The sequence below is a fragment of the Methanospirillum hungatei JF-1 genome (assembly GCF_000013445.1).
GTDB classification, from domain to species: Archaea; Halobacteriota; Methanomicrobia; order Methanomicrobiales; family Methanospirillaceae; genus Methanospirillum; species Methanospirillum hungatei.
In genome coordinates this window covers 2,534,136-2,560,466 of sequence record NC_007796.1, presented here as the reverse complement: position 1 = coordinate 2,560,466, position 26,331 = coordinate 2,534,136, and the positions used below count along the sequence as shown (strand labels likewise).

The 26,331-nt window shown below is 48.1% G+C and carries 31 protein-coding genes and 1 tRNA gene; 15 read left to right on the top strand and 17 right to left on the bottom strand.

Annotated elements, in window-relative coordinates:
* The first annotated feature begins 5 nt into the window (after positions 1-5).
* Positions 6-911 carry a PEGA domain-containing protein gene (locus tag MHUN_RS11975; protein WP_158498221.1) on the top strand — a complete coding sequence of 302 codons (906 nt, stop codon included), beginning with the start codon at positions 6-8 and terminating at the stop codon, positions 909-911.
* Here MHUN_RS11975 and MHUN_RS17695 read toward each other — a convergent pair whose 3' ends face one another.
* The gene (locus tag MHUN_RS17695; RefSeq protein WP_011449262.1) at positions 912-1,775 is read right to left on the bottom strand and encodes a hypothetical protein; all 864 of its coding nucleotides are present in this window, start codon (positions 1,773-1,775) and stop codon (positions 912-914) included.
* A gap of 104 nt (positions 1,776-1,879) precedes the next feature.
* On the opposite strand from MHUN_RS17695, the gene MHUN_RS11965 reads away from it, so the two are divergent.
* A complete protein-coding gene (locus MHUN_RS11965; RefSeq protein ID WP_011449261.1) occupies positions 1,880-2,335 on the top strand; it encodes a carboxymuconolactone decarboxylase family protein in 456 nt (151 codons plus the stop codon).
* Here MHUN_RS11965 and MHUN_RS11960 read toward each other — a convergent pair.
* Both MHUN_RS11960 and MHUN_RS11955 read right to left on the bottom strand, forming a co-directional pair.
* Positions 2,292-4,154, bottom strand: a complete 1,863-nt coding sequence (locus tag MHUN_RS11960; RefSeq protein ID WP_011449260.1) for a YgiQ family radical SAM protein — start codon at positions 4,152-4,154, stop codon at positions 2,292-2,294. The two genes, MHUN_RS11965 and MHUN_RS11960, sit on opposite strands and share 44 nt — an antisense overlap.
* A 5-nt stretch (positions 4,155-4,159) precedes the next feature.
* Complete coding sequence (locus MHUN_RS11955; protein ID WP_011449259.1) at positions 4,160-5,119, bottom strand: EF-Tu/IF-2/RF-3 family GTPase; 960 nt, start codon at positions 5,117-5,119, stop codon at positions 4,160-4,162.
* An 87-nt stretch (positions 5,120-5,206) separates the two neighbouring features.
* On the opposite strand from MHUN_RS11955, the gene MHUN_RS11950 reads away from it, so the two are divergent.
* The 6 genes from MHUN_RS11950 to MHUN_RS11925 all read left to right on the top strand — a co-directional run bounded on the left by MHUN_RS11950 (position 5,207) and on the right by MHUN_RS11925 (position 10,108).
* The gene (locus MHUN_RS11950; protein WP_011449258.1) at positions 5,207-5,773 is read left to right on the top strand and encodes a DJ-1/PfpI family protein; all 567 of its coding nucleotides are present in this window, start codon (positions 5,207-5,209) and stop codon (positions 5,771-5,773) included.
* 83 nt (positions 5,774-5,856) lie between these two features.
* A complete protein-coding gene (locus MHUN_RS11945; protein WP_011449257.1) occupies positions 5,857-6,798 on the top strand; it encodes a carboxypeptidase regulatory-like domain-containing protein in 942 nt (313 codons plus the stop codon).
* A 43-nt stretch (positions 6,799-6,841) separates the two neighbouring features.
* The gene (locus MHUN_RS11940; RefSeq protein ID WP_011449256.1) at positions 6,842-7,339 is read left to right on the top strand and encodes an amino acid-binding protein; all 498 of its coding nucleotides are present in this window, start codon (positions 6,842-6,844) and stop codon (positions 7,337-7,339) included.
* A 1-nt stretch (position 7,340) separates the two neighbouring features.
* Positions 7,341-8,333 carry a homoserine dehydrogenase gene (locus MHUN_RS11935; RefSeq protein WP_011449255.1) on the top strand — a complete coding sequence of 331 codons (993 nt, stop codon included), beginning with the start codon at positions 7,341-7,343 and terminating at the stop codon, positions 8,331-8,333.
* Positions 8,317-9,411 carry a hypothetical protein gene (locus MHUN_RS11930; RefSeq protein WP_011449254.1) on the top strand — a complete coding sequence of 365 codons (1,095 nt, stop codon included), beginning with the start codon at positions 8,317-8,319 and terminating at the stop codon, positions 9,409-9,411. Before MHUN_RS11935 ends, MHUN_RS11930 begins: the two co-directional genes overlap by 17 nt.
* 70 nt (positions 9,412-9,481) lie before the next feature.
* Entirely contained in the window at positions 9,482-10,108 is a 627-nt protein-coding gene (locus tag MHUN_RS11925; protein ID WP_011449253.1) for an FKBP-type peptidyl-prolyl cis-trans isomerase, read from the top strand.
* Here the strand turns inward: MHUN_RS11925 and MHUN_RS11920 are convergent, their stop codons facing one another.
* The 14 genes from MHUN_RS11920 to MHUN_RS11855 all read right to left on the bottom strand — a co-directional run bounded on the left by MHUN_RS11920 (position 10,109) and on the right by MHUN_RS11855 (position 18,866).
* The gene (locus MHUN_RS11920; protein ID WP_011449252.1) at positions 10,109-11,971 is read right to left on the bottom strand and encodes a NosD domain-containing protein; all 1,863 of its coding nucleotides are present in this window, start codon (positions 11,969-11,971) and stop codon (positions 10,109-10,111) included.
* Positions 11,972-12,073: 102 nt separating this feature from the next.
* A tRNA-Leu gene (locus MHUN_RS11915) sits at positions 12,074-12,158 on the bottom strand.
* Between the two features lie 17 nt (positions 12,159-12,175).
* Positions 12,176-12,538: a prefoldin subunit beta gene (locus tag MHUN_RS11910; RefSeq protein ID WP_011449251.1), complete on the bottom strand. Its 363-nt coding sequence runs from the start codon at positions 12,536-12,538 to the stop codon at positions 12,176-12,178.
* 12 nt (positions 12,539-12,550) lie between these two features.
* The gene (locus MHUN_RS11905) at positions 12,551-12,811 is read right to left on the bottom strand and encodes a KEOPS complex subunit Pcc1 (protein WP_011449250.1); all 261 of its coding nucleotides are present in this window, start codon (positions 12,809-12,811) and stop codon (positions 12,551-12,553) included.
* Positions 12,801-13,214, bottom strand: coding sequence for a hypothetical protein (locus MHUN_RS11900; RefSeq protein WP_011449249.1), 414 nt, complete (start codon positions 13,212-13,214; stop codon positions 12,801-12,803). Before MHUN_RS11900 ends, MHUN_RS11905 begins: the two co-directional genes overlap by 11 nt.
* Positions 13,211-13,345: a DNA-directed RNA polymerase subunit P gene (locus MHUN_RS11895; RefSeq protein WP_011449248.1), complete on the bottom strand. Its 135-nt coding sequence runs from the start codon at positions 13,343-13,345 to the stop codon at positions 13,211-13,213. The genes MHUN_RS11900 and MHUN_RS11895 overlap by 4 nt, the downstream gene beginning before the upstream one ends.
* 7 nt (positions 13,346-13,352) lie before the next feature.
* Positions 13,353-13,640: a 50S ribosomal protein L37ae gene (locus MHUN_RS11890; RefSeq protein WP_011449247.1), complete on the bottom strand. Its 288-nt coding sequence runs from the start codon at positions 13,638-13,640 to the stop codon at positions 13,353-13,355.
* A gap of 52 nt (positions 13,641-13,692) precedes the next feature.
* Entirely contained in the window at positions 13,693-14,388 is a 696-nt protein-coding gene (locus MHUN_RS11885) for a ribosome assembly factor SBDS (protein WP_011449246.1), read from the bottom strand.
* A 21-nt stretch (positions 14,389-14,409) separates the two neighbouring features.
* Positions 14,410-15,129, bottom strand: a complete 720-nt coding sequence (gene psmA / locus MHUN_RS11880) for an archaeal proteasome endopeptidase complex subunit alpha (RefSeq protein WP_011449245.1) — start codon at positions 15,127-15,129, stop codon at positions 14,410-14,412.
* Positions 15,119-15,604 (bottom strand): Rpp14/Pop5 family protein, encoded by a 486-nt coding sequence (locus tag MHUN_RS11875; protein ID WP_011449244.1) that lies wholly within the window; start codon positions 15,602-15,604, stop codon positions 15,119-15,121. Before MHUN_RS11875 ends, psmA begins: the two co-directional genes overlap by 11 nt.
* On the bottom strand, positions 15,605-16,246 hold the full coding sequence (locus MHUN_RS11870) for an RNase P subunit p30 family protein (protein ID WP_011449243.1): 642 nt from the start codon (positions 16,244-16,246) through the stop codon (positions 15,605-15,607). It lies immediately after the preceding gene.
* A 10-nt stretch (positions 16,247-16,256) separates the two neighbouring features.
* A complete protein-coding gene (locus MHUN_RS11865; protein WP_011449242.1) occupies positions 16,257-16,847 on the bottom strand; it encodes a 50S ribosomal protein L15e in 591 nt (196 codons plus the stop codon).
* Between the two features lie 109 nt (positions 16,848-16,956).
* Positions 16,957-17,427, bottom strand: a complete 471-nt coding sequence (gene moaC / locus MHUN_RS11860; RefSeq protein WP_011449241.1) for a cyclic pyranopterin monophosphate synthase MoaC — start codon at positions 17,425-17,427, stop codon at positions 16,957-16,959.
* Positions 17,427-18,866, bottom strand: coding sequence for an NAD(P)H-hydrate dehydratase (locus tag MHUN_RS11855; RefSeq protein ID WP_011449240.1), 1,440 nt, complete (start codon positions 18,864-18,866; stop codon positions 17,427-17,429). Before MHUN_RS11855 ends, moaC begins: the two co-directional genes overlap by 1 nt.
* Before the next feature lie 77 nt (positions 18,867-18,943).
* Here MHUN_RS11855 and MHUN_RS11850 point away from each other — a divergent pair, with 77 nt between their 5' ends.
* From MHUN_RS11850 to MHUN_RS11815, 7 genes are all read left to right on the top strand, one after another.
* Entirely contained in the window at positions 18,944-20,350 is a 1,407-nt protein-coding gene (locus MHUN_RS11850) for a DHH family phosphoesterase (protein ID WP_011449239.1), read from the top strand.
* Positions 20,322-20,780 (top strand): PUA domain-containing protein, encoded by a 459-nt coding sequence (locus MHUN_RS11845; RefSeq protein ID WP_011449238.1) that lies wholly within the window; start codon positions 20,322-20,324, stop codon positions 20,778-20,780. The genes MHUN_RS11850 and MHUN_RS11845 overlap by 29 nt, the downstream gene beginning before the upstream one ends.
* 2 nt (positions 20,781-20,782) lie before the next feature.
* Complete coding sequence (locus tag MHUN_RS11840; RefSeq protein WP_011449237.1) at positions 20,783-21,118, top strand: nascent polypeptide-associated complex protein; 336 nt, start codon at positions 20,783-20,785, stop codon at positions 21,116-21,118.
* A complete protein-coding gene (locus tag MHUN_RS11835) occupies positions 21,115-21,840 on the top strand; it encodes a methyltransferase domain-containing protein (protein WP_011449236.1) in 726 nt (241 codons plus the stop codon). Before MHUN_RS11840 ends, MHUN_RS11835 begins: the two co-directional genes overlap by 4 nt.
* A gap of 117 nt (positions 21,841-21,957) precedes the next feature.
* Entirely contained in the window at positions 21,958-22,149 is a 192-nt protein-coding gene (locus MHUN_RS11830; protein WP_048067490.1) for an acylphosphatase, read from the top strand.
* 284 nt (positions 22,150-22,433) lie between these two features.
* Entirely contained in the window at positions 22,434-23,567 is a 1,134-nt protein-coding gene (locus MHUN_RS11820; protein WP_011449234.1) for a hypothetical protein, read from the top strand.
* Between the two features lie 159 nt (positions 23,568-23,726).
* Positions 23,727-26,249, top strand: coding sequence for an oligosaccharyl transferase, archaeosortase A system-associated (locus tag MHUN_RS11815; protein WP_011449233.1), 2,523 nt, complete (start codon positions 23,727-23,729; stop codon positions 26,247-26,249).
* The last annotated feature ends 82 nt before the right edge of the window (positions 26,250-26,331 follow it).

The following is a 26,331-nucleotide window of genomic DNA, read 5'->3' as shown; positions in this document are numbered from 1 at the left end:
TGACTATGGAAAAATCCAATATATTATTTTTATTCCTGATTGCAGGATTACTCACGCTCTTCTGTCCGGGAGTTGCTGAAGAATCTCCTGCTATGACCTCGTATTACGAAATCAGGTCAAATGTAGAGAATGCATCGGTGTATTTCAATGGTGAATTTGTCGGTACCATCCAGAAAGGTTCGCTGCTTGTTGAGGCCGAAACAAGTAACCGCCCGGTGAATTATCAGCTGATGATCACCGCTCCCGGATATACCACATACAATGAGACACTGGTTCAGGCTCCAAAGCCAGGAAAGAGTAATATCATCCGTGGTACCCTGACTGCCCTTCCCCCGGCAAAGACTGGTACTCTGTCCCTGGCAGTAAGCCCGCCAGGCGGGGAGGTTATTGTTGATGGTATTTCATCCGGTTTTATCGACAAGTCAGGCATACATGTTCTTCGTGACATCACCGCCGGGTATCGTAACATCCAGATAACCCTGGCTGGATACAAGGACTGGTTTGAACGGGTATATGTTGAGCCAAATATGAACACCAAGATCAGAGTGACCCTCACCCCGATCACCACCGGTTCACTTCAGGTCTCATCAGAACCTTCTTCGGCAAATGTTCTCCTGAATGGTGCTCCCGTGGGAATCACGCCGGTTACCATACCGGATCTCCCGGCAGGACCTGTCCAGATACAACTCACACTTCCCGGATATCAGGACTGGAATGGTGAAACCTCTGTCATGATCGGACAGACTGTTCCGGTGTTTGGAACGTTAATTCCGATCGTAATAGAGACTCCGAAACCGGTGAATACCACTCCGGAGGCGACACCGACCCCCGAACCGACACAAAGTCCCCTGCTTATCGGCACAGTGATTGGCGCCCTTGGTGGTGTGGCACTCATTCGAAAAAAGAGATAATCAGCCTCTTGGGCCGAATACCTTCTCACTTATTTTATACTGTTCACCGTTCTTGTAAAAGACCACGATCTGAATTTTATCATTTCCTGCTGTCCCCTGAATCTCTGCGATGCTCCCGATATTGCTGGCAAGGTCTTTGGTTACTTCTGATCCATCTGAGAGCAGGGCATGTATCTGAGTTGTTCTGACAAGGGACTGCCCGTGACCTCCCCTGAATGTTGCGGTAATAACCCGGTACACGGGATCCTTGATAACATCCACCTGAACCATCAGATTCTTGGGTGGCTGAGTTACCGGACCATCATACAAGCTGTTCGAGGAGGTTTCAGGGGCACTTGGCACCGTTGGTGTTGCGGTCAAAATACCTGCCCGTGTCTGTCCGACATTCTGGTCAAGAATAAGGTAGGATGCCCCGTTTTTGTAATATGCAGCGGCCTGCACACGATCAACCGCTTTTGAACCGGTAAATTCGATCTCTGCACCCCGGTTTGGCGGAAGAGGTAGTTCGGTCACGATCCCATCTGAAGTAGTAACCCGGACATTGATGGACTGCACCAGCTGCTGGCCTTTGCCACCGTCAAAAACAACCGTGATAAGGTTATACACCGGATCTTTTCGTGCTGATACTGATACCTCAAGTTCTGCAGGAGGCTCAGCCACCGGACCATCGAAGATGGTATATTCGGGAACTGGTTCAGAAACCGGTGTCTCTTCAGCTGTGGGGGGGAGCGGAGCCGGGGTCGGGGTACTTGTTGGAGATGGTGTTGCAGGCTCCTTTTGAGGGGGAGAACTGGTACACCCGGCCAGGAACATACACCAGGTCAGAACCAGTACTATGAGGATGAGGCTCTTTTTTCCATTCATAGTATAAGAGATCCACCTGCTGTAATGAAATTATTATCCTGAAAGAATGAGATGACCGGTAAGTATGACATCTCTCAGGACAGACCTTTGGTCAGGCTGTTTCTATGGGTAAACCAAAAAACGGATTTGAAAAAATCATCAAAGAGGTCCTCGAAAAGGGGGCTGCCGAAACTGCACAGGGATGGGTTGAGGCGATCCGCAAGGATTACGGACGGGCTCCACTCATCTTTGAACGGATGTCAGAGCGGCCTGAAGTGCTCATCTCCCACCTGCTGTATAAAAACTCCGTTCTGAAGACCGGAACACTCGATCCAAAGATTGTAGAACTCATCAGTCTTGCTGTATCTGCTGCCCTCCGCTGTAATCACTGTACTGATTATCATGTCCAGGCAGCTCTTCGGAAAGGTGCAAATCCTGATGAGATCCTTGAAGCCATCATGATTGCCGGACTCACGTCCCAGTCTACCGTACTTGCTGATGCATACCGGACCTATTCAGATACGATTGAGGAATGCATCAGTTGCGGGGTGAAGATCCCTGATAATGCTCATAAGGACTGATCTTTTTTCGCGTCGCCCTAATCTCCCCCGTTTTTCGTGCCGGAATCAGGCATCTGCCCGTATTACCTATGAGGTCTTTTCGCCCGGCACGGGTCAGACCTTCCAGAACAAGTGAATAGTTTGCAGGGTTTTTCCAGTGAAGAATGGCTCGCTGGATCTTTTTCTCCTCCCCTTTTGGAACATGTACCCGGTTTCCTGTCCTGGGATCACGTCCGGTTGCATACATGCAGGTTGAGGTAGTCATGGGTGTTGGTGTAAAGTCCTGGACCTGTTCAGTGTATAGGCCGGTATCCCGGAGATATTCGGCAAGGGAGATCATATCTGAAAGTGTGCAGCCCGGATGGCCTGACATCAGATACGGAATCAGGTACTGCCGTGACTGTTTCCCCCTCTGATTCTTCTCAAAAAATATTCTGAACCGGTCAAAACATTCCTGGTCTGGTTTGTTCATCAACCCGGTCACTGTCGTTATGATATGCTCAGGTGCAACCTTCATCTGTCCGGATATATGTCGGGAAATCTGCCTGAAACAGTCTGTGTCAAGGGGGATGAGATCATACCGGAGCCCGGAGCCGATGTATACGTGTTTTACTTTGGGGAGTTTTTCAGCTTCATCAAGCATGTCAAGATAGTCATGAATGCCTGATCTGACCACCGGGCAGCGGATGCACTCCTTATCGGTGCATGCACCATTCTTCTCCCAGTTCTGACAAAAATCCCCGTACATATTTGCACTTGGTCCACCGACATCACTGACGATCCCTGAAAATCCACGCATGTTCTGAAATGATGCAATCTCCTTCAAAATGGATTTGCGGCTTCTGCTCTGAATGATTGTTCCCTGGTGCATGGAAAGGGCACAAAAACTACAATTTCCATAGCATCCCCGGTGTGAAATCACTGAGAACCTGACCGGAGTGAGTGCAGGAATATCTTCCTGGTACGAGGGATGCTTTTCCCGGGTATAGGGGAGATCATATATCCGGTCCATGTCATGTGGACTCAACGGGAGTGATGGAGGGTTCTGGATTATTACTGTCTTTGGATGTTGCTGCAGAAGGGGCCTGCCCACAAAAGGGTTCTGATTTTGTGATATAAGGGTATGCGCCAGACAAAAATCATCGGGATTTTCACGAACTTTTGTATATGCCGGTAGAGTGCACAGATCAGGTATATGAAGAGCATGGAGTTGTTTAGGGGGAATTTTCCAGACAGTCCCGGGTATATTATGCATATCTCCAGGTTTTTCTCCGGCATCTGCATGCTGGGCAATAGTGCACAGGGCGGTCTCCCCCATTCCAAAGACGAGAAGATCTGCAGGTGCATCTGCCAGGATTGACTGCCTGACAGAGTCAGACCAGTAATCATAATGGGCAAACCGTCTGAGTGATGCCTCAATCCCGCCGATGATGATGGGTATATCGGGAAACAGCCTGTGAATGATATCGGTATAAACGAGGACTGCCCGATCCGGTCTTCGTGGTATACCGCCAGGCGAGTAGGCATCATCTGACCGCTTCTTTCGTGCAGCAGTATAGTTACTCACCATGGAGTCAACACTCCCCCCGGAGATTGCGAAAAAGAGTCTTGGCTCTCCGAACTCACGGAATGTCTCCGGATTTTTTGGATCCGGCTGTGGTATTATCGCAACAGAAAATCCGGCATCCCAGAGAACACGGCCAAGAAGCGCTGCTGCAAACGAGGGGTGGTCAACATACGCATCACCAGATACCATGATGATGTCCGGCTGATCGATACCGAGTACCCGAAGTTCCTCATGGGATATTGGTAAAAAATGAGGCTGCTTGGGGTGTTTCATGAGGGTCAGCCTATCGTGATGGTCCCGACAATCCGCAGTTTTTCACTCTCAAGGTAATGGAGGATGATGACCGAACCAGGGAGGTATATCAATTCCCGCTCAAACTCAAGGGTGAGGGTCGGTTTTCTGAAATCACCTGCATCACTCACTGCTGATACCCTGCAGGGGAGAAACTGCATCCAGTGTCCGGCATACAAAACCATCTGTTCTTTCAATGGCTGTGGCCAGTAGGGGATGATATCTGCGGTTCCAGTGATCTTCAGAGATGAGATGATTCGTGGATCTGATGAAAGAACAAATCCGCGGTCAAGATCGTCAGCCTCAATTCCCTTCAGGGCCAACCCGACCCGGTCTCCGGCAGATGCCTCCTCTGCATCATCATCATGCATCTGGATTGAACGTATCTGGGCTTGCTTTCCTAAGGGATGGACTGTCAGTTGATCATGGCGCCTTATAGTCCCTTCCTGCACACATCCGAGAATGACAGTCCCGATTCCTTTCACATTGAAGTGATGATCGATGGGAACACTGCCCTTTTCAGTATTCCGCGCAGATTTTTGTTCTCCTGCACGGTTCCACAACCACTCACGCAGCACGACCGGATCATCTGGAAGTTCTGTATACTGTTCCAGGACAGTACCCCGGATGAGCGGTGCAATCTGTCCCTTGTCAAGGTAATTTCTCAGGATGAACACACCGTCTTTCACCCCGGCCGCGTTCAGCATCAGAATTATCTCTCCCAGCTTCGCGCTCAGGGCATCAATTACCAGTACAGCAAGATCTGCAAGGGATGCCGTGTAAAAGAGGGATGACAACTTTTCCGGGTATCGGGAGGGCTCAATAATCGTTAATGTTACTCCCCCTTTTTTCATGTTATAGAAGGTTATGTCGGTTGAAGTGCCTTTTTTCCCCAGTTCTTTTACCAGGTCCTCTGGTCCGAGGTAGGCGATATTGAGATTTGGCATCAGTATCTAAGCGTTGTCTGTGAATTTGATAGTTTCAGCAGAAGGATTCAATATGGTTAATATGCTTCTGATAACAGTGATAATGATATGAAGGTACTCATCGCGATTCCTCCTGAAAAGTTCAGAGATGAGGAACTCCTGATTCCGGTTAAAAAATTTCAGGAGGCCGGGGTGACGTATGAACTTGCATCGACGCACGTCGGAGTGGTAATGGGCGTCCTTGGCAAGAAGGCGAAAGTAAACCGGACCTTTGAAGATGTTCTGCTATCCGGTGTTGATGATTATTATGCCCTGATGATCGTCGGAGGCCCGGGAACCCAGGTACATCTCTGGAATAACCGGCATCTCATCGAATTAGTTACGATCTTCAATACCAGACAGAAGGTCGTTGCGGCTATTGATAATGCTCCGATTGTAGTTGCAAAAGCAGGAATACTAAAGAAGAAGATTGCAACAGTGGCCCCTGGTCTTACTGTCCGTGAGATGATGAAAGAGGATGCAATCATTCAGAATAAACCGGTTGTATATAAGGACAGGATCGTCACTGCCATGGGGTTTGAGGCAGCCGAGGAGTTTGCATCCATCATCATAAAGTATGAGAAGGGCAATCCTGAATTTGTACCAACAAGTGGCAAAGCAGGATTCGCGTTTTAAATTTTTTCAAGAGACCTGGATTGGGGCACTGATCTTCAGAACGGTATGTTCATGATTTTTGCCACGAAATAATCCCTCAGTTCATGAAATCTGATATGGGGAACTATTCGGGGATATGTTCAGGGCATTGGATCTCTATCCCGCTTCTCATCTTCTTTCTGGTAACGTGCTTTATATGTTCCTGGGCAGCCGCAGATAAACAGGAGACACTGATATCAATAACAGTGACACCTGAAAACCCTCCGGAAGGGTACGCCTTTACCGTGACCGGAACACTGACTGATGCATCCGGCTCTCCTCTTGGGAACAAACGGGTAAGCCTGGAGTCTTCTCCTGATGGTGATCCGGCATATCCATTTGAGCGAATTGCGGTTGATGCGACAGACCGGACAGGGAAATTTGAATTTTTCAGGGGGAATCACACCCCTGCTGAATATATACGTGTATCCTATCTGGGAAATGCCGAGTATCAGGGAAGTGTAAGCGAAGCGGTACCGGTCCATAACGCAGCGGTGTATGGTGCCGGCACTCATCCCTCCCGCACAACCGGCGGGCTTATGCTGACCGGCAGTCCGGATAACTCCATCGTTCTTCTGGATGGTGAGGTGCGCGGTGTAACGCCCCTCGCCCTGAACGGAATTGAGTCAGGTCCTCACATTCTTGAGATAGGAAAGCCCGGATATCAGAATCAGACCATGGAGGTCTTTGTTGCACCTGAACGAAAGACCACGTTCAGTTTCTCTCTTCCGCCTGCCGGAATAAATCTGCAAAATGCAGGAATAGAGAGCCAGACCGGTCTTCATGTCTTTAGTAATACCAGTTATCAGGATGATATGTCTATCCCGCTCGGCGATCCGCTCTATTCATTCAGTAAAGCAGGTGTTTCGGTGGATATTTACGGGAACAATACATCAGTGAACGGGACAAACAGGACCCAGATTACAACACTGTATGATGAAGATCCGTTTGGCGACGGATTTTCGATGTCGGTGATCATTACCAGTGATAATACCCCGTTCCGGTGAAAAAAATGCAGAATTTTGGTTTAATAATGCAGGGAGGAGATGTATGCAGGTCTCGATGAAACTTGAAATCCGTGATACGCCAGGTCAGCTGGTTGCAGCACTGATGCCGATCTCCGATGCCGGGGGAAATATCAAGACGGTCATTCATGAACATGACTTTTCATCAGACAAGGGTTCCCTTGGGGTGGAAGTTGTTATTGAAATCCCCCAGGAGCGGCTGGACGCTCTTTTGAAACTCTTTCAGGAGCGGGGGATAACCGTCATCAGATTTGGAGAAGAGCGGATGCATTATCAGCAATCGGTCATTCTCATCGGCCATCTGATTCATACAAACCTCGGTGACACGGTTGATCGGATTGATAGTACCGGTTTTGCAGAGGTTACGCGGATGAGTCTTGCCATGCCTGCCATACATGAACGAAGCTCGGCAAAGTGTACCATCAAAGCATTGAGCAGGGAACATATGGATCAGGCGATTGAAATCCTTCGTGATGTGTCAAAGCAGAAGGATATCCTGATGATAGAGCCCCTGGAGTTCTGATATGGCCATCCGTATTGCACTTATCGGGACCGGTGCTGTTGGCCGGGGTATCCTGGAAGCGATAACCAGAAAAGATCTCGGGATTGTGCTGACCGGTGTTGCAGATTCACGGTCCGGAATGATTCATTCGGATGGTATCTCACCGTCAGATCTCCTGTCCCGCAAGAGAGAGACCGGACTGTGCGGCGATGTCTCCATTACTGCTGATGACGTTGTCCGGACGGCTCCCTATGATGTACTGGTAGAAGTCTCCCCGACAGATGCAGCAACCGGGGAGCCTGCAACCTCCTATATCCGGACTGCATTATCCAGGGGTTGTCATGTGGTCACATCAAACAAGGGCCCGGTCGCATTGCATTATCATGAGCTGAAACAGGAGGCGGATAAAGCAGGGGTTTCCTTCCGGTTTGAAGCAACCGTTGCCGGAGCGATCCCCATTCTGCATACGCTTCTTGAGTCACTTGGTGGGAATGAGGTGCAGGCCCTGTATGGAGTTCTGAACGGGACCTGCAATTACATTCTGACCAGGATGGCTGAAGAGGGGCTGTCGTATAAGCAGGCACTTGACGAGGCACGGGCTCTGGGGTATGCTGAGGCAGATCCGACGTATGATGTAAAAGGCATTGATGCTGCAATAAAACTGGTAATATTAGCAAATACGGTCCTGAACCAGCGGATAACGCTTGAAGATATTGATATTACCGGGATTGATCTCCTGACCGAAGAAGCAATCAGGCTTGCAGAAGAGCAGGATGCAACGATACGGCTCATCGGAGAGATAATCCCCGGAAAGAATCTCTACCGGCTGTCACCACGGATCATTCCCCGGCATCATCCGCTTGTTGTTCACGGGTCTTTAAATGCAATCATCCTGCGTACCGATCTTGCCGGGGATCTGGTCTTCTCAGGGAAAGGGGCCGGATCGCTTGAGACAGCAAGTGCGGTCCTTGGAGATATCCTTTCAATTCGTGACAGGTATGCAGGGGGTAATTGAGCGCAGACGTTCGTATCTGAAGCTGATGCGAAAGCTGACCCTCCGTAAGGGTTCTTTTACGGTGGATGATCTTGCACAGTCAGCCGGTATCCCCCGGAGTACTGCACGGGACTGGATTGTCCGGTTATCTGATGAGGGATGTCTGACGGTGCTCACTCAGCCTCATGGCCGTGCTCCCAGCAGGTATGCTGCTGTCAGTGCCATACCCCGAACCGCATGCCGGAGGATCTTCACCGCTGTCGATGGTGATATGGTGGAGATTGTGCATGAGTGCCTGTCCAGTGCCTGTGCTGCATTTTGTGCGAGGCATCATGCCAAAGCCAACCCGGAGATCAGGATCATCCGTCAGGGGACGATCCTTCGTGAGTTTGTTCGGATGGGACAGTATGAGAGTACGGTAGGACTCTGGCCAGAATCGGCCGTCGCGGTAACCGGGATATGGCAGGAGGGGGATGAAATTGTGCAGAGAATCCGTTCCGTGGGGGGTCCGGCATTCTCACTGACCGGGATGATGGGTAGGGCAGAAGGGGTCATCAACGTTGATACGGTCAGGCATGAGCAGGCGACTGAGGGCTGTATCAGAACGCAGGCGCTCGTGCATATTATCATTGGAATTGACAATACCGACCGGTTTGAAGAGGGGGCAACCTTTGCCCTTGCAATAGCCCTTCTTGATTACCTGTCAGAATTGTCGGGCACATTTCCCATTGGCCATCACATCGCCATGCTTTGGCAGGATCTTCCGGAGAAGACTGCAGGGAACTCCTGTAGTGCCATAGAACTGGCAGTGGTTCCTGAAAAAGCCGACCTTATCAGAAAGGCAGCCGTCCGGTTTATCGGCGATGAAAGTGTGTCAGACGGGTGGGGCATCGCGATTAAGACAGGATTTCTGATCCCGGATTTATTATATCAATATGGACTTCGGGCCCGAACCAGTCTGATTACCTGTCAGGAGGCGCGCCAGTGTGCCCGTGAGTGTGGGATTTATACCTATGGTGGTGGAGGGATTATCGGTTCTCTTGCTGCCATCGGCCTTGCGCATGAACCAGAAGACCTGATCATCACCCCGGATTTTTAACAGATGCTCGTGCCACCAGTATCAGGGTTTTGAGAGAACTCTTTTCCCGGCCATCCTCCAAGAGCTGAGTATGGAGAAACGTTTCAGCATCAGCGGATGCAGTACCTGTCTTGGTATTGCAGGTGCAATTCTTCTTATCGCAGCAGCACTCATCTGCGGGTGTACAACAACCCCGCCTGAACAGGTCCAGACCATACCTCCAGCAGAAACCCAGGCTGTTGCATGTACTGGCGGTGCACAGACCGGAGATCTTATCGAGGTAGACTATATCGGAACCTTTGACAATGGAACAGAATTTGACAGTTCATATACGAGTGGTCAGCCATTCAGTCTGATACTTGGTTCTGGTGGGGCAATCCCCGGCTTTGACAAAGCCCTTCATTGCATGGAGGTGAATGAAACAAAGAAGTTTACCCTCTCCCCTGAAGAGGCATATGGTGAATATGATCCGGCAAAGATCGTTTCGATGCCGATTGAATTTATCCCGGCTGGCGAGAACGCAACTGTTGGTGATCGTGTAACGCTCTTTGACGGTGGACAACTCTTCCAGGCTACTATTGCTGATATGAATGCAACCAATGTCACCTTTGATCTGAACAGTCCTCTTGCAGGAAAAGCTCTTACCTTTGAAGTAACGGTCCGGAATATTACTCCAATCACTCTTGAAAAAGAGAATAGTACAGAAAAGAAAGAGTAATTAACAATCCCGGATTGCCATCCGAATGGATGAATATCCGTTATTATTTTCTTTTTTATCTTCAAACACTGAATTATCTGTGTTCGTGACGATTGCCAGGTAATAATTTTTGAGCCCGATCAATTTTGGGATGATAAAAGATTCTGTGAGAGTCTGCTCGCTCCCTGATGGAAGGTTACGAACTGTCTTCTCTCCAAGAAAGATATCTTTCCCATCTATCTGACGATCTTCAGTCAGGTAGAATCTGACCTGGAATGCATCAGCATCATACCCGCCGGTGTTTTCAATAACTGCAGAGAGGTTAAATTCGGTTCCCGGACAGCCGGTTTCAGGTCCTGTGATCTCTTTTACACTGATGTCTGCATAGGGTGAAAGAGGACGTGACGGAGGGGCTGGTTCAGGTTCTTCTGTATTTCCTGCTTCTTCAGTCTGGATATTCTGACTTTGTTCTGGTAGAGGTGTGCTTTCTTCGGTACTGGCATTAACCACATCCGGCATTAATGGCTCACTCACCTGGTCAGATACTGGTTCTTCAGGAGGGGTCTCTGACTTTGAATCACTCCATTCCTGAACAGGAGTATCTGTCGGGATTGGCGTATATATTGGTACCGGAGTTGTAGCAACCGATGGTTTTGAGGGTGACCGGGAGAGTGGGTAGAGATCTATATTGTTTGCATTCAGTGAATAGGGTGAATCAGAAATACCTTCGTGGGAATAGGTCTGAGCGGATGCAGAAAATCCTCCTTCACCCGTCTCATCAAACCAGGCATTTCCTCCAATCATACTACCACCGATGATATTTGTTCCTGATTTGAGATCGGTGTTCCACATATTCCGCTCATTTTCATTCACGACTGCATTATGCGGGTTTTTCAAGAGGTTATTGAAGATATGATTATCTTTGGACTGGAAAATTCCGATACCTATGGCATTCTTCTCAAACGTATTATCAAAAATCTGGTTCTGATTGGATTGATCAAGCCGGAGACCCATGTTAGCAGTGTTTCTGATTGTACAATTTGTAATAACACTGTTACTTACCTTGTACATCCAGATGCCTGCATCCATTCCCTCAATTACCACGTTTTTGATGGTGATATCCCGGATTGCGGTTCCTGCATTGATATATATTCCAGAGTTAAATCCCGATGACAAGCCTCTGATAGTATTGCCTCCCCCGTCGATGGTTACTCCTGATGTTTTTATCTCAAAAACATTCATCTTCTTTCGCCCGTCGATGTCCCGCTTTAATACATAATACCCGGGCTTGGTAATCTCTGCAGGTGAATATACCGGAATTGATCCTTCCGGTCCGGTAAGCGCTCCGGGAACGACGGGCTGCTGACTTGTCATGCGGTTGTTGTCAGTATCAGGCTCAATAAAATAACTGCTTGTATCAAGGACGATCATGACCCGGTATTCCCCCCTCTTCAGGTGTGTTGGCAGAGACCAGCTCTTGGTATATGTCCGGGTCTCACCTGCGCCAAGTCTGGTGTCGGTAATATCACCCCCGATCTGAGTTCCGATCTCATCCTCTCTGCCAACCCGTACAAGATATGCACGGAGTTTGTATCCGGGAGCTTCCCGGTTCCCCGTATTCTGAACCGTGATGGTAACGATTAATCGTTCATCAGGGATCGTTCCCAAGGTGATCTCACCCATTTCAGAGATGTCCATCTTGACTGATGCATCAATTATTGCAACATCAGGCCCTGAATCAAGAGTTTCTTTTGCCTGGGGTTTGCCAGATCCCACCCCAACAAAAATACCTGTTACAAGAAGTACTCCCAGCACTATTACCCGGACAATTCTGAGTATATCCTGTTGCCGGGTACACACTTCCGATTTTTGTATGTGCCACATCACAATCCCCACAATCCCAATTCTATAATGAGCAGTTGGAGAAGTATTGATTTCCGTGAATAAAAAACGTAGTGATATCAACTGGCACAGTTTCATGAAGAATGCGAGGAGGGCGATTTGAACACCCGGACCCCTTCGGGAACGGACCCTAAATCCGTCGCCTTTGACCTGGCTCGGCAATCCTCGCTCAAAAAAGATATGGATTCAGTTTGCGTCGGGGGTTTTTCGTCCCTCAATTTCTGAACGAACCTGACTTTGAAGTTTTTCAAACTTTTCCTGAAGCATCTTCTCCTGCTTCTCTATTGATCGGATCCTGATCTCCAGTGTTTCGATCTTCTCAGTGACTTTGGAGATGACTTCAGATTTAGGTTTCTGCATGACAACAGTTCCCACGTTCATATATACCGCAGCAGAGTCATCTGTTTCCTTCAGTTCTTCAACCGCTCTTCGTGCTTCCTGCGCAGCCAGTTCATATTGGCTCTTTTGAGAGAGGATGGTCTGCATCTGCTGTTGCATCTGCTGAAGCATATTTATCTGGTTCTGCACTTTTGGCGAAATATTCTGCATCCTTAACTCCTCCTATTCATTTGTTCTTCCCGCCTTTTTAGTTGTCTGTACCATCTCTTCAGCTATCTGAACCAGTCTGAGCCAGGTGTTCAGAGCCGCTCTGAGCGCGGTCAGATCTTCTGCCCTGATGCGGATTTCAAATGATGATTCAGACGTCTCTGTTATTGTTCCCCAGGATCTGCCCGCTCCATCGGTTTCTGCCTCAGGTAGCAACGACCTGACAATTACTCCGGTATCGGGTGTTTCAAAGGTGAAGATTGCTTCATGCATCATCCAGTACCCTGCCGAGTATGAGCGTCATGCACCGTTTCTGTGGGCCGTCAAAGGCAAGTACCAGATCATTGTGATCAAGATAATCAACGGTGCATGTCCCCTCGAGAATCCCGCCCAGTTCATGGTCTGATGTTCTGATACCCCTATACAGATGCCCCTCACGAACACCCGTGTCATGCTTTTTGATGATTCGCATGAGGCATGGTTCGCCCTCACGATAGAGCGTCATCAGTATTCCTGCCCGTTGCTGCTCAAATACGATGAAAAGGTCATGCTCATCGGAGATCTCACGAAGTCCGTGCTTTCCCCGTGACAGATACCCGGCCCCGGTTGCAAATGCGAGATCCTTGGCTATCGATCTGGTTGCCAAAGTGGAACGACGGGAAGTAGTGACCAGAGTCATCTGGCCTTGAGTTCTTTGATTGCTGCTCCCCGTTCTTTAAAAAGGATCCGATGCCCGCAGAAGGGACACCGGACATTCATATCGATCTCGACCTTTTGTTTACACCGGGCACACTTGTACGACCCAGGCATAGAAGCTTTACGCCTCCTTTACTGTCCGCTCAATAGTACGCAGGGCAACCTTCAGGTTCGGAGTGACCGGGACATATGCGCCGCCGGCAAACTTGAATGAGCATTTTCTGCATTCCCAGATGCCCGTTCCTTTCCGTTTTACTGAAACGGTATCACAGCGGGGACAGGTGTGTGTTGCTTTTGAAATCAGTTCAACATCACGTACTCGTTTCCTGATAAACCGACCATATCTCGGACCAAATCTGCCCGTAGAGCCGGATACCCTCCCCTTTGCCTTTACCATTTTTCTGGCCATATTCAAAACCTACCTAGATGTCCTTTTTTGTTGGATTCAAATACACTTATAGTTACTTGATGATCTTTGTCTCTGCGTTCCCATGGCTGATCCGGTTAATCAGGTCGTAGAACTCGGTCTGTATTCCGGCAGGGATTACCACAACACAGATCCATGACCCGTCCTTCTGCCATTCTTCTTTCTCGATGGCAGCTACGGCTGAGATCTCACCATACGCCCGGGGTGCATAATCCGGCGGGATCCTGACTGCAACCCTGACTTCGTCAAACTTGATCGGGATAAGAGGCCTGAGTGCCTTCATCGTGTCCTTTACCAGTTCCTCTACACTCCTGAATGGATCAATATGGACTTTTGCTTCTTCCATTGCCAGTTCAATCCGTTGTGGCGGGTGAGGATGTCCGGTCTGGGGATTAACTGCATTCCGCGCGATAAAGGTGATGACCTGTCTGCGTTTTTCCGCGGTCAGGACCTTTCGCTGCTCTGAGGTAAGGTGAATCTCTCCCTTGCGGATGATGTGTAATGCGATCGGTTCAAATTCTGTTGTTTTGAACACTTTTTTGAGGGACTCCTCTGATGCCCGTTCAGCCTGGGAAGCGTTCTCAAAGATCTGGAGTGCTGCAACCGCATCCTCAATTGGGATATCTTCACCCTGCCTGATTTTTGCGGCCAAATCCGGATCTACCAGGATCTCAAACCGCTCACCATGGCTCTCAAGTTTTGCAACAACTGCATCATCGAGTGATATCACCGGTCTGCCTCCCTGTTCCAGTTACTGTGGCTGTCCGATATAGGACAGAACCTCTTCACGTGACATCTTCCTGAACTGCTCCTCCTCCCTTGTAATTACTCCGATCTCAACGGTGTTCACGTCGAACTTTCCCTCCGTTGCTTCATGAAGTGCTTTCAGACCAAGGGTAATGGCATCCTTTATGGAACATTCGTGAGTGTATTCTTCCTCGAACAGTTTCATCACGGCAGGTCTGCCGGTTCCGATTCCGGTTGCCTTGTATTCAAGAAGGGTGCCACTCGGATCTGTTTCGAAAAGACGGAACTGGCCGTCAGAGATACCGGTAATAAGGAGTGCAGTCCCATAGGGGCGTGCCCCGCCAAACTGGGTATAGGTCTGCATATGGTCGCCAAGTTTCTTTGCAAGGGTCTCGACATCGATCGGTTCGTCATAGGTGACCCGGTTTATCTGAGCTTCGATTCTGGCCCGGTCGACCAGTGCGCGTGCATCGCCGACAAGCCCGGATGACGCAACTCCGATATGCTCATCGATCCTGAAAATTTTCTCTATTGAATTGGCCTCAAGAAGGCGGGAGTTGATCCGTTTATCAACTATCAGGACGACGCCCTCCTGGCATTTTATTCCAACTGCAGTTGTGCCGCGTTTGACCGCCTCACGTGCATATTCAACCTGGTATAATCTCCCATCCGGGCTGAAAACAGTAATGGCGCGATCATATGCGGCCTGATTATTATTCATCATAGTACAGGTCCTCAGTATCTTCTTCTGTTATGTACCGTGGTATCTCATGATAAATCCCCTTTTCTTTGAGATCTATCCTTCCCTGCATAGAAACAACAACATCACAGGGAACTCCTGATATCACGGCTTTTGCGCTTCGTTTCTCGGTGCAGAGCGGCATCTTTTCTTTCAGTGTCCGGATCGTTCCTGATGTTCTGAGCGGGTGTATTGCTGCTGGTGTGCCCTGAATCTGCGATATCGCACAGAGAGCAGTCTCAAGATCGTGCTCAAGACCGCGCCTGCATCTGATAATTGCATAAGAACCAGATACCTGCATGACAGACGGCCAGATCTGCGCCGTGATACGATCACCATACAGGCTGACAACCGACTCTGCAATCGATCGGTACAGATCACGCGATTCAAAAACAGAATCCGAAGTAATCCGAACAAGAACATATCTGAAGTTTTCACGCATGGACGGGCGAAGACGCATTTATATCTCCACAACCGGTCCGGTCCGGTTTTTTATCCGGCAGATGCTCTCCAGAGACTCCCATAATAGGTTCTCATCCTTCCATACAAGTGAAAAGAGTCGTATCATTTCCCGGGGACTTTTTAGATGGGTTATATCAGAGGCATGACTTGACAGCACAATCGGGAATTCATACCGGTTCTGAAGCGTAAAAATCTCTTCATATCTTCTGATGACTTTTTGCCTCGCACCATCACGAAGTTCAATGAGGGGTCTGACTGATAGATCCACCCCAATCTCCCGTTCGGCGGCAAGTTGTGCACAGTACCGGTCAAACCCGTCCTTCGGAGTTGTATGCAGATTGGTCATGACATGGACGCCCTGCGTAGTGAGGATATTCCGGTTATATCCGGCATCTCCCGCCTGTACATACACGAGATCATTCACCTGTACGGATCTTCCTGCTTCTCTGCTGAGAAGACGGGCCGGAACCTCCGTCAGATATCGTGCTGTCCAGACCGGGATGTCATATATCCTGTTTACCGGTGCCATGCTCGCAGCAACGCACCCAGAAAACCCAAGTGAAGAAAGCTCCCGTGCATACCTGGCAATACTTACCGTTCCGGAAGGATAAGGAAAAACGCAACCGTCAAAGACGTGCATTTAAAAAAGGTTATTTGGCCCGGTTTGCATTAGCCCGGACAGATGGACGGCACTTTTCAGTACCTTTCCCGCGTCTGCGCATGCCACGGCCCTTGACACCAGCACTGGTCAGTCCACGCTCACTCCGGCCACGGTGCCCTGGTTTTGATATCCAGTTCAGGGTTTTATCATTGATAATAGACGGGTGATGCGGGTCAAGAAGGATAACTTCGTACCATTTCTGACGTCCGTCTTCTCCAACCCAGTATGAGTTCAGGACTTCCATGTTTGGGTACTTCCGGCAGGCGCGCTCTTCAGCGATCCGCTGGATACTCTTCCCCATGGTCTTCCGGTTTACACCCATACGTGCAGTACGACGTCCACGAACATATCTGGATGCCCGGCGGCCTCCACGGCGGACCTTCACACGGACTACAACGATACCCTGTTTTGCCTTGTATCCAAGAGCACGGGCACGATCAATCCGTGTTGGTCTGCGGACACGAACAATACTTCCTTCCCGGCGCCAGTCCTGCATTCGTTCCCACAGGAGGGCTTTGACTCCGGTATCATCAGGGATCTTCCATGCATCCCTGACATATGCATACATAGATTTTGTCATGCGGTTCACCAGGTTCAGCCTGAATCAGGCTACATTCCTAACGGGACGGATCCCGAAAGTCCATTACAGGTCTCTCATACAGGATATATATCTGCTCTTGATGACTGCCTTACAGGTCCTGTTTTACTTTTTCAAGTACCCTGATATCAGAGATGCCGGTAACCGGATACTGCCCTTTCTCATCCTTCTCGGCAGATTTTACCATATCCCAGATGGTGAGCAGGGCGGTGCTCACACCGACAAGTGCTTCCATTTCAACCCCGGTTTTGCCGGCAGATATGACCGTAACTGTGGCTGTGATTCCCGTTTTTGTGTAATCAAAGGTGATATCAATCCCATGAACGGGAATTGCATGGCACATCGGGATAAGCCGCGGAGTATCTTTAATCGCAAGTGTAGCGGCTACTCTGGCAGTTGCAAGAACGTTCCCTTTTACAACAGTGCCATCCCGGATCGCAGACAGGGTATCAGGACGAAGGGTTATCGTTCCTGTAGCGACCGCTTTCCGGTAGACTTCCCCTTTTGCGGATACATCCACCATTCTGGCACGGTCATCATCAAGATGAGTAAATACCGGCATTATTCTCTCTCAGAAGTGCTCCTGAACAATACTTGAGGTACTGCCGTAAGGAGGTCACGGGCTGTCATCCCATACCCACAGGTCTGTGTGATGAGTTCACCTGCGCGCCCTGTGACATAGGCTCCGATACACGCTGCCTCAAATGCAGGAACAACAGCCATCAGAGCTGCACATACTCCGGCAAGCACATCCCCGGTCCCACCGGTCGTCATGGCGGGTGTGCCGGTCTGGTTAAACCTGACCCGTGATCCGTCACAGATGACATCCACCGCTCCCTTGAGCAGAACTGTCCCTAATATCTGTGCCTTCATTATTGCATGTGCCCGCTCCCGTGGTGTCTTTCCAGGGCTAAGGCCGGACATCCGGGCAAACTCTCCTGCGTGGGGTGTATAGAGTGATTCTCCCGCAACAGGGAGAGGATCTCTCAATGCATCAGCATCAAAGACTCCTTTTCTGATATAGGGGGCGAGGGATGTGATGACATCATGGGATTCGGGACCAAGACCCGGGCCACAGAGGACGACATCAGCCTGTTTACACAAGGGTATGATGGTGGCAAGGTCTGCTGTGGTAATTCGATCACCGGCTGTAGGAACATGAATAATATCCGGTTCAGGCAGGTAATGGGGGCTTACAACCCGGACGATATCTGCACCAGCCCTGAGTGCTGCAAGCCCGGCAAGGTAGGGAGCTCCCTGGTATGGGCCACCCCCGATAACAAGTATGTTGCCTCCCACGCCCTTGTGGCTGTCCGGGTTCCGGTTCCGGAGGATAAGAAGATCTCCAGGTCCTGTACTAATTTCAGCGAGAAGAGGAATCCCGATGCCATAGATATGTGCTCCTTCGGTTTTTGCCCGATGAAATGCACAGATCCTATCCGGGATGATACCTGGTGATGGGAGATCGGCAGAGAGGATCGGTGCCTTTGCATTATTTGCAAATTCGATACAGGTTCTGACAGGTTCCCGGACCGAACCCGTTCCTCCGGTTCCAAGAAGAGCATCAATGATAAGGTCGGTATCCTGAAAGATCCGGGTATGCTCAATCAGGTCATCCCTGCTGCGGAATGGGATGGATGTGACACTGCAAGAGAGAAGACGCTGAAGTTGTGTTCTTGTTGAGTCGGTCTGTCTTCCCGAGTCATACCAGAAGACGGTAATATCTGCCTCACCTGCAAGATGGCGGGCTGCCACCATTCCGTCACCGCCATTATTTCCGCTTCCGCACAGAATGAGTATTTTTCCGGGCTGATACTGGCGTGCAGCCATCGCAAGTCCGGTCCCGGCGGATTCCATAAGTTCCAGTCCACTGATGCCAAGGGCCTGTGCGTTCTGATCAATCCGTCGCATCTCTTCCGGTGATAATAATCCCTGCCCGATAAATTCTGCATATTGTGTCAGGTCATCCGGAAATGATCTGCCTTGAATGATGACAGTCATGAAATCCTCCTCTCTCTCCTCTACTATTTTACTCCCTGCACATTCCTCTTTTTCTCATACCTCCATATAGTACCTGAATGAGTCTTCTTGAGGATATCAGGGCTGCTGCTGATGCAGTCCGTTCATGTGAGGAGGTGACCATCATCTCTCATATTGATGCGGATGGGATCAGCAGTGAGGCTATACTGGCACAGGCTCTCAGCCGTGATGGCATCCGCGTTTCCACTACTTTTGTCCGTCAGCTCGATCCCCTGACCCTTGACCAGATCCCGGATGACTCTTCCCTGAAGATATTCTCCGACCTCGGCTCCGGTCAGCAGCAGATGCTTCTTGAGAAGGGACTTGAACCCTCCAGAACGATCATCATCGATCATCATGTCAGCCAGCCGGCAGAACATGGCGATCCCTTCATCGAGGTGAACTGTCTGAACCATGGACATGAGAAGATGAGTGCTGCGGGGGTCTCATATCTGCTTGCAAGGGAGCTGGACTCGATCAATACTGATCTTGCCAAGCTTGCAATCATCGGTAATATCGGTGATATGATGGATAGGGAGCATCTCTGCCTTACCGGCCCGGCACGGGAGATCCTGCAGGATGGGGTCAGGCAGGGTACTGTGGAGCTCTGGGAGCATGATCTCAATATTTACGGGATATCCACCCGGCCGCTTCCCCAGTCCCTGGCATATTCAGATGACATGGATATCCCCGGAGTAAGCAGGGACCCGGATGGTGCCGGGAAGTTTCTTGAACGGATCGGTATTACCCCCATCCAGCCAAACCGGTGGCCGGTCTGGGAGGATCTCTCATTTGATCAGAAACAGCAGGTATGCTGTGCAGTCATTGAACAGATGGTTGCTCATGGGAAGGACACCGGGCGACTCTTTGCCGACCACTATCTCTTCCCTGACGAGGACCGGCATCAGGCATCACTTCGGAATGCCTCAGAATTTGCAACGATGCTGAATTCATGTGGGAGGTGGCAGCGACCTGAGCTTGGAGGGGCTATTTGTCGTGGTGACCGGATGGTTGCCTACCGGGAGGCGGAACATATGCTCCGCAATCACCGGAGCAAGATACGCGAGGTCATGCTCTATATTACCGAAACGGGTGTGACAGAGCTCTCCCATATGCTCTACATTCATGTAGGCGGTCGGTTCCCGGATACTATTGTGGGCATAGGTGCTGGAATGGCACTCTCCCGGCTTAATCCAGAAAAACCTATCCTGATCATGTGCGAGGACTCCCTTGACCCGTCGATGACGAAGATATCCATGCGGACCCGTCCGGAGGTGGTGAGTAAAGGAGTTGATCTCCAGCAGGCACTCACTCTGGCATGCGAGGGACGTGAGGGATGTTCCGGAGGAGGTCACCGGATCGCTGCCGGAGCCTTTATACCTAAGGAAGAAGAGCGTGCATTTATCGAAGATGTCAACCGAATATTAGCGCAGCAATATGCTCAGTCGTGTCAGGACCATCGCTGATCTCCAGTTTGGCAGGGGTATAGGTGTACTATTATTTCCTGATTCCTGCAGGTTTATCACATCCAGACGTGGCGGAGTCCGTCAGGTTCTCCTTGATGGAAAACGCCTTGCAACCCTTCGTGCTCATGACGGTCGTCTGACCCTTGGGCTTGCCGGGGGAAAGCGGCTCCATGAAGCCCTGCCCGGCCAAACGGGTCGGGTCGAGCTCAGAGAGGATGTGGTAAACTTCATCGCAGCCGGAAAAAACCTCTTCTGCAGGCATGTTACCGATGCTGATCCGGGTATCCACGCCGGTGATGAGGTTATTGTGATCGATGGAGACGGACGGTTTATCGCAATTGGCGAGGCTGTCGTATCCGGCACAGAGATGATGGCCTGTGAAACCGGGATGGCAGTATCGGTCAGACACGGCATACAAAAAGAGGAATAATCATGATACCTGGAATGAACCCCCGCAAGATGAAACAGATGATGAAACAGCTTGGGATGGATATCAAGCCGATTGAAGATGTGCAGGAGATTGTCATTACCACCCCTAAGGGCCGGTATGTGTTTGACCAGGCCGAGGTTGCCATCATGAAGATGCAGGGCACTGTCACCTGGCAGATAACCGGTGAGCCACGGTTTGAAGAGGCTGAAGCGGTCATTCCTGATGAGGACGTGGAGCTTGTTGCCGGGCAGGCACATGTGACACCGGAAGCAGCAAAGGCAGCTCTTGTTGAGACGAAAGGAGATATTGCAGAAGCGATCCTTCGTCTGTCTTCATGATAGCAGCCGGAGACCGGGTGATCCTCTCCGGGAAAGGTAAGATCTATGTTGTCCGAGCCGGGGAGGGGAGTCTCGGGACCGATCTTGGGATGGTTGATCTCTCCCACATCGCCGGAAAGGAGCCGGGCGATATCATCAGGACCAAATCCGGAAAGGAACTGGTTATACGCCTTCCTCGGGCAACAGACTTTTTTGAGCAGGCAAAACGGAGCGGGGCACCCATGCTTCCCCGGGATATAGGGCTGGTGATTGGCCTGACTGCGATGAATAAGTATGATCATGTCCTTGATGCCGGGACCGGGAGCGGAGTTGCGGCAGTCTTTTTTGCCGGAGTTGCCGGAAAGGTAACGACCTGTGAACGAAGGGAGGAGTTTTTCCGGATCGCAGAAGAGAGTATCCGGGAGACCGGGCTTTCAAATATTGAGGTGGTGAACCGGGATGTCCTGGAGATGGACGGGCAGTATGATATTGTCCACCTTGACCTTGGAGTAACGAAAGAGCATGTCATCCATGCTTTCTCCCTGATCCGTTCAGGTGGGTACCTGGTCTGCTATACACCGTTCTTTGAACAGATGGGGATTGTGTTTGATACGGCCTCCGGGCTCTTTTCAGAGGTTACTGCCCATGAGAGTATTATGCGGGAGATGGACCGGAGCGAGAGAGGGACGAGGCCTTCGACAAAGGTGTGTCATAGTGGGTATCTGACGGTTGCGAGGAAGTGAGTTTGTCTCATTTGTGTATTGTTTATGCCATTTATGGTTGAAGAGAGTATAGATTCAGGCTGCACAGAAGATATATGCAGAGTAGTGTACATATAAATTGATTGGTGTTTGTATATCATGTCCGATTCAATAAGGAAACAATTTCACATTTCAGTAAAAGGGAAAGTCCAAAGAGTAGGGTTCCGGGATAAAGTTGAGGATATTGCTGATAGTCTTGAATTAGCGGGGTATGTTCAAAACCATTCTTCAAAAGATGTAGTCATTGTGATTGAAGGTGAAGAGGGAAAAATTGCTGAAGCTCAAATATGATGTCATTCTGATTCTCGCTCAGAGATAGTTGAGGGCGATGGAAATGAGAATTCGACACGGCTGTCCTTATATGATTTTACGATTCCTGAAAAAATTGAATAATCTCGAGATTTTAGAAGAAATATGGGTTATTTTATCAGAAAAGGTTTTTCCCAAAAAGATCAAAACGAATAGATTTATCGTCAATCAACGACATTTTTTCCGGGAAACTATTTATGAGGTTACACACAACCTTGTTTTGTTGATGCTGAGAGTATCAGCATGAAATGTAGGAGGAAATTTACGTGAAGTTCGGATACGCAATTGTTCTTGCACTGGTTGCACTTGTTGCAGTCACCGGATTTGCATCTGCAGACCGGCTCCCGCAGCAGGTTCCAGAGAACCAGATCTTTACCATTGACACCCTTATCGATGTCACTGGCGCAGTCAGCCAGGAAAGCGAAATGCAGTGGACCATTGACTCTCAGAATTCTGTTGCAGAGGGAGTAATCTTTGATAATAACAACTTTGATGCCCTTGCAGGCAATGCAGTTGTTTTGACCCCTGCACAGCTTAATTATCTTCAGACCAAAGCAACTGAGTGGGCAAATCTGTATGGAAATGCAGCCTCTGATTACTTATCATACAAGAACATCGGTGGAGTTTTCTACCTTACTAAATTAAATGTTCCAGTAGATGTCAACACAAACTACATGGATCCAGAATTATTCGGTAGCACCACTTATGCAAATTACTTAGCATATATCGAGGCAAACTTTAACTATGCAGACAGCACAGTGAAGATTCCGGGAGCAATTCACGACAGCAAGCTTTATGCAGGTGAAGAGATCGCAATTCTGACCTGGACTGACACCCTCCGTTCAAACGGTGGTAAACTCGCACTCAATGAGAACATTGACTTTGATTCACGCAACAAGGGCAAAGGCCTGAACAACCTCGAAGTTGAGAAGGTTCTGACCTATGCAAGCACCGAGGGTGCACACCTCGTTGGTGCAGAAGAGTGGACTCTTGATGTAGCAGGTAACTGGGAGAAGACTGCAGACAGCATCCGCTGTGTCTTTGCAGCAGCATCTACCGAGTACTTCCCGGCATTCTGTAATGTCGTCAAGGCAAAGAGCGAACTTGTAAACATCAACAGTGCACAGGTTTCAACCAAGGGTGCAGCACGTGCAGTAGCAGCAACCGGTGATATCCCAGCAGCACTCAACTACCAGATCGCCGTCACCCCTGACAGCAACTCTGGCAGTGGATTTGCAGACGGAACTGTAAAGACCCTCTTCGGCGGCTCCATCATGGAAGCACGTGGCAAGAACCAGGTTCCATCCGCAACCAACAACTGGAAGGACACTGCATCCGTCACTGGCGGTATCAAGAACTTCCAGAAGACCTTTAACTACGAATCAGGGTTTACTTTCTAATTAGTAAATCTATAATTCAATCTTTTTTTTACCATATCTGGAATTATTACATCCATTATCTGTAATTCTTCCAACGAATGAGTCTGATTTTTGGTTAGAGAATGCACTCATCGAAAGATGATTTAATGATGTTGTAGATGAAAAATAATTGAGATAGAAATGAATTTGTCCTCAATTAGCCGTTTAAATATCCTTTTAGGTATAATTGTTTTTTGTTTTGTGATATTAGGGTTATGGATTCGATTATTGCCATCGGATTTTCTCCTAGAGTCGATACAGCCCATAGTCTCATCGACAGATCCTTGGTATACCGTCCGACAAGTAGAACAAATAATTCATCATTTTCCGAATTACTCATGGTTTGATCCATTCTTATCTTATCCAAATGGTAAGATTGTTGATTGGGGGCCGGTATTCCCTTTGTTTAGCAGTTTAATTGCTTTAATACTAAATGCTTCTATCCAGGGCGATATTATTCGTGCAATTTCATGGGTTCCTGTCATTTTGGGTATGGTTCTCATTCCTCTCTGTTATATGTTCGGTAAAATAATTTGGGATGTTAAAGCCGGCTGGTTCGCTGCGATCTTAATATGTGTTGTCGGGGGAGAAACCCTCTTCAGGTCATTTTTTGGTGATGTCGATCATCATATAATGGAGGTTGTCGTAACTTCTTCTTTTTTTATCAGTTATTTTATCTTATTATCCTACTTTAATGCTAATAATAATAACAGAACCAAATGGAAGGCACCTTTATCTACAAAGAGTTGGTCACATCACTATTTTGGGAATTCTAAAATCCAGAATCTGGTAATAGTACTTTCAATAATTTGTGGCATTCTCTATTACCTGGCTATTATGACGATGCCTACTTGTACCTTAATTGCAATAATTATTGCCCTATTTACATTTTTCCTACCAGTTCTTATTACAGAAAAATCAGACTATAGTCGGATTTTTGTAATGAATGGGATAATTTTTGGCCTGTTCATAATTTTATTTGCTTTAAGCGGGATCCAGGTATCAGGGTGGTCATTAGGGCAATATTCGATAATTCATCTTTTCATTCCTGCAGGAATAATTGCTGAATCAGGTATTCTTTATATATTATCGAGATTCATAGTTGCAAAAAATAGGTTTTTTTATACAGGAATATTGTTAATGATATTTTTTGTTTTCTCGGCCTTATTAATTTTAATTAATTCGGAAATTTCTAATAGTTTTACAAATATGGTAACTAGATTTTTTGCGCTAAATGGTACCTCTGTAACAATTCAAGAGATGCAATCATCCAATATTTTCACGTTTCTAAAAGTTTTTAATATTACTGCAATTCTTTCCTGTTTTGGATTCTTAATATTATGTTTCCAATTTTATCGGACGAAAAATCCACTTAATTTAGCTGTTATTATATGGGCATCAGTCTATATAGTAATAAGTTTACTAGTTGTCCGATTTCAATATTATAGTGGTGAAATTTTTGTCATATTGGCTGGAGTATTTCTTTCCGCACTGTACGATAAAATTCAGGTAAGGCATCATAAAATTCAAAAAGATAATAAAAATAAATTTTTCTGGAAAATAATTTTTATTAATAACAAGGGTATTCTTTGCATTGGTTTTTTAATAACTATGATCACTATTCTCTCTATTCCTGTTGCGATGGAGGTTGGATTAAATGAAACTCCTAAAGATTCTATAAATGATGAATGGATTCAATCATTAAAATGGTTATCTCAGCAAAATAACACCGATGTTCCTGATTATTATTCAATCTATAAGGAATCTTTTTCATATCCCCAAAATATATCAACGGTAATATCTTGGTGGACTAGTGGGCACTGGATCCTTGTCTTGGCTCATAAAATTCCTGCAACCTCTCCTTTTCAGGATAATATCGTTCCTGTAGCTAAGTTCCTCCTTGCTGATTCTAATATTCAAGCAGAAATGATCGCCTCACAATTACATGGAAAATATATTATTACTACAAATGAGTATTTATTTAACGATTTTCCCATGATTCAAAAATGGATACCTGCACAACCAGATGAAGATCCTTATTATTTTGTTTTTTATAATCGAGCAAGTAAAACCTCTTCGATACTTACTCCGATGCTAGGAATGAAACCCGCATTTTTTAATACTACTCTTGTTAAGCTTCACGCTAATGATGGGTCGTATGTGCACGCCAATGGCAGTGTGGTTATTCAATATCAAAGCACAATCGTGTCAGGTAAAGAAGTTCCTCTCCTTCAAAAGATGTATCCCATTGATCAGACCCAGACAATTCAATTCTTGTCTCAACCTTGGTCTAACACAGAGATAATATCTCTGATGTACACCTCCCCCATCACCGACACCCCAGCCCTCAAAAACTACCGTCTCATCTATGAATCTAATGGAACCCAAACCTTCCCTGGCGACGTAACCCTCAACAACATCAAGATCTTCGAACGGGTCAAGGGATACACCATCCCCGGAACCGGAACCATCGAAGTCCCCATCGTAACGAACCAGGGCCGTCATTTCACCTACCGTCAGCAGAGTGAGAATGGCACCTTTACTCTCCCCTATGCAACTACGAATTCCCCATATGATGTCAAAACAACCGGGCCCTATCGTATCATAGAAACAAACCAAACTATTGATGTTGATGAATCACAGATAGAGAAGTACTATACATAATTATCTCAGTTTTCCTCTTTTTTAGTACCTGATTAGGTACTTATACTATCCTGACAACTATACAGTTAGCATTGGTGGGTGG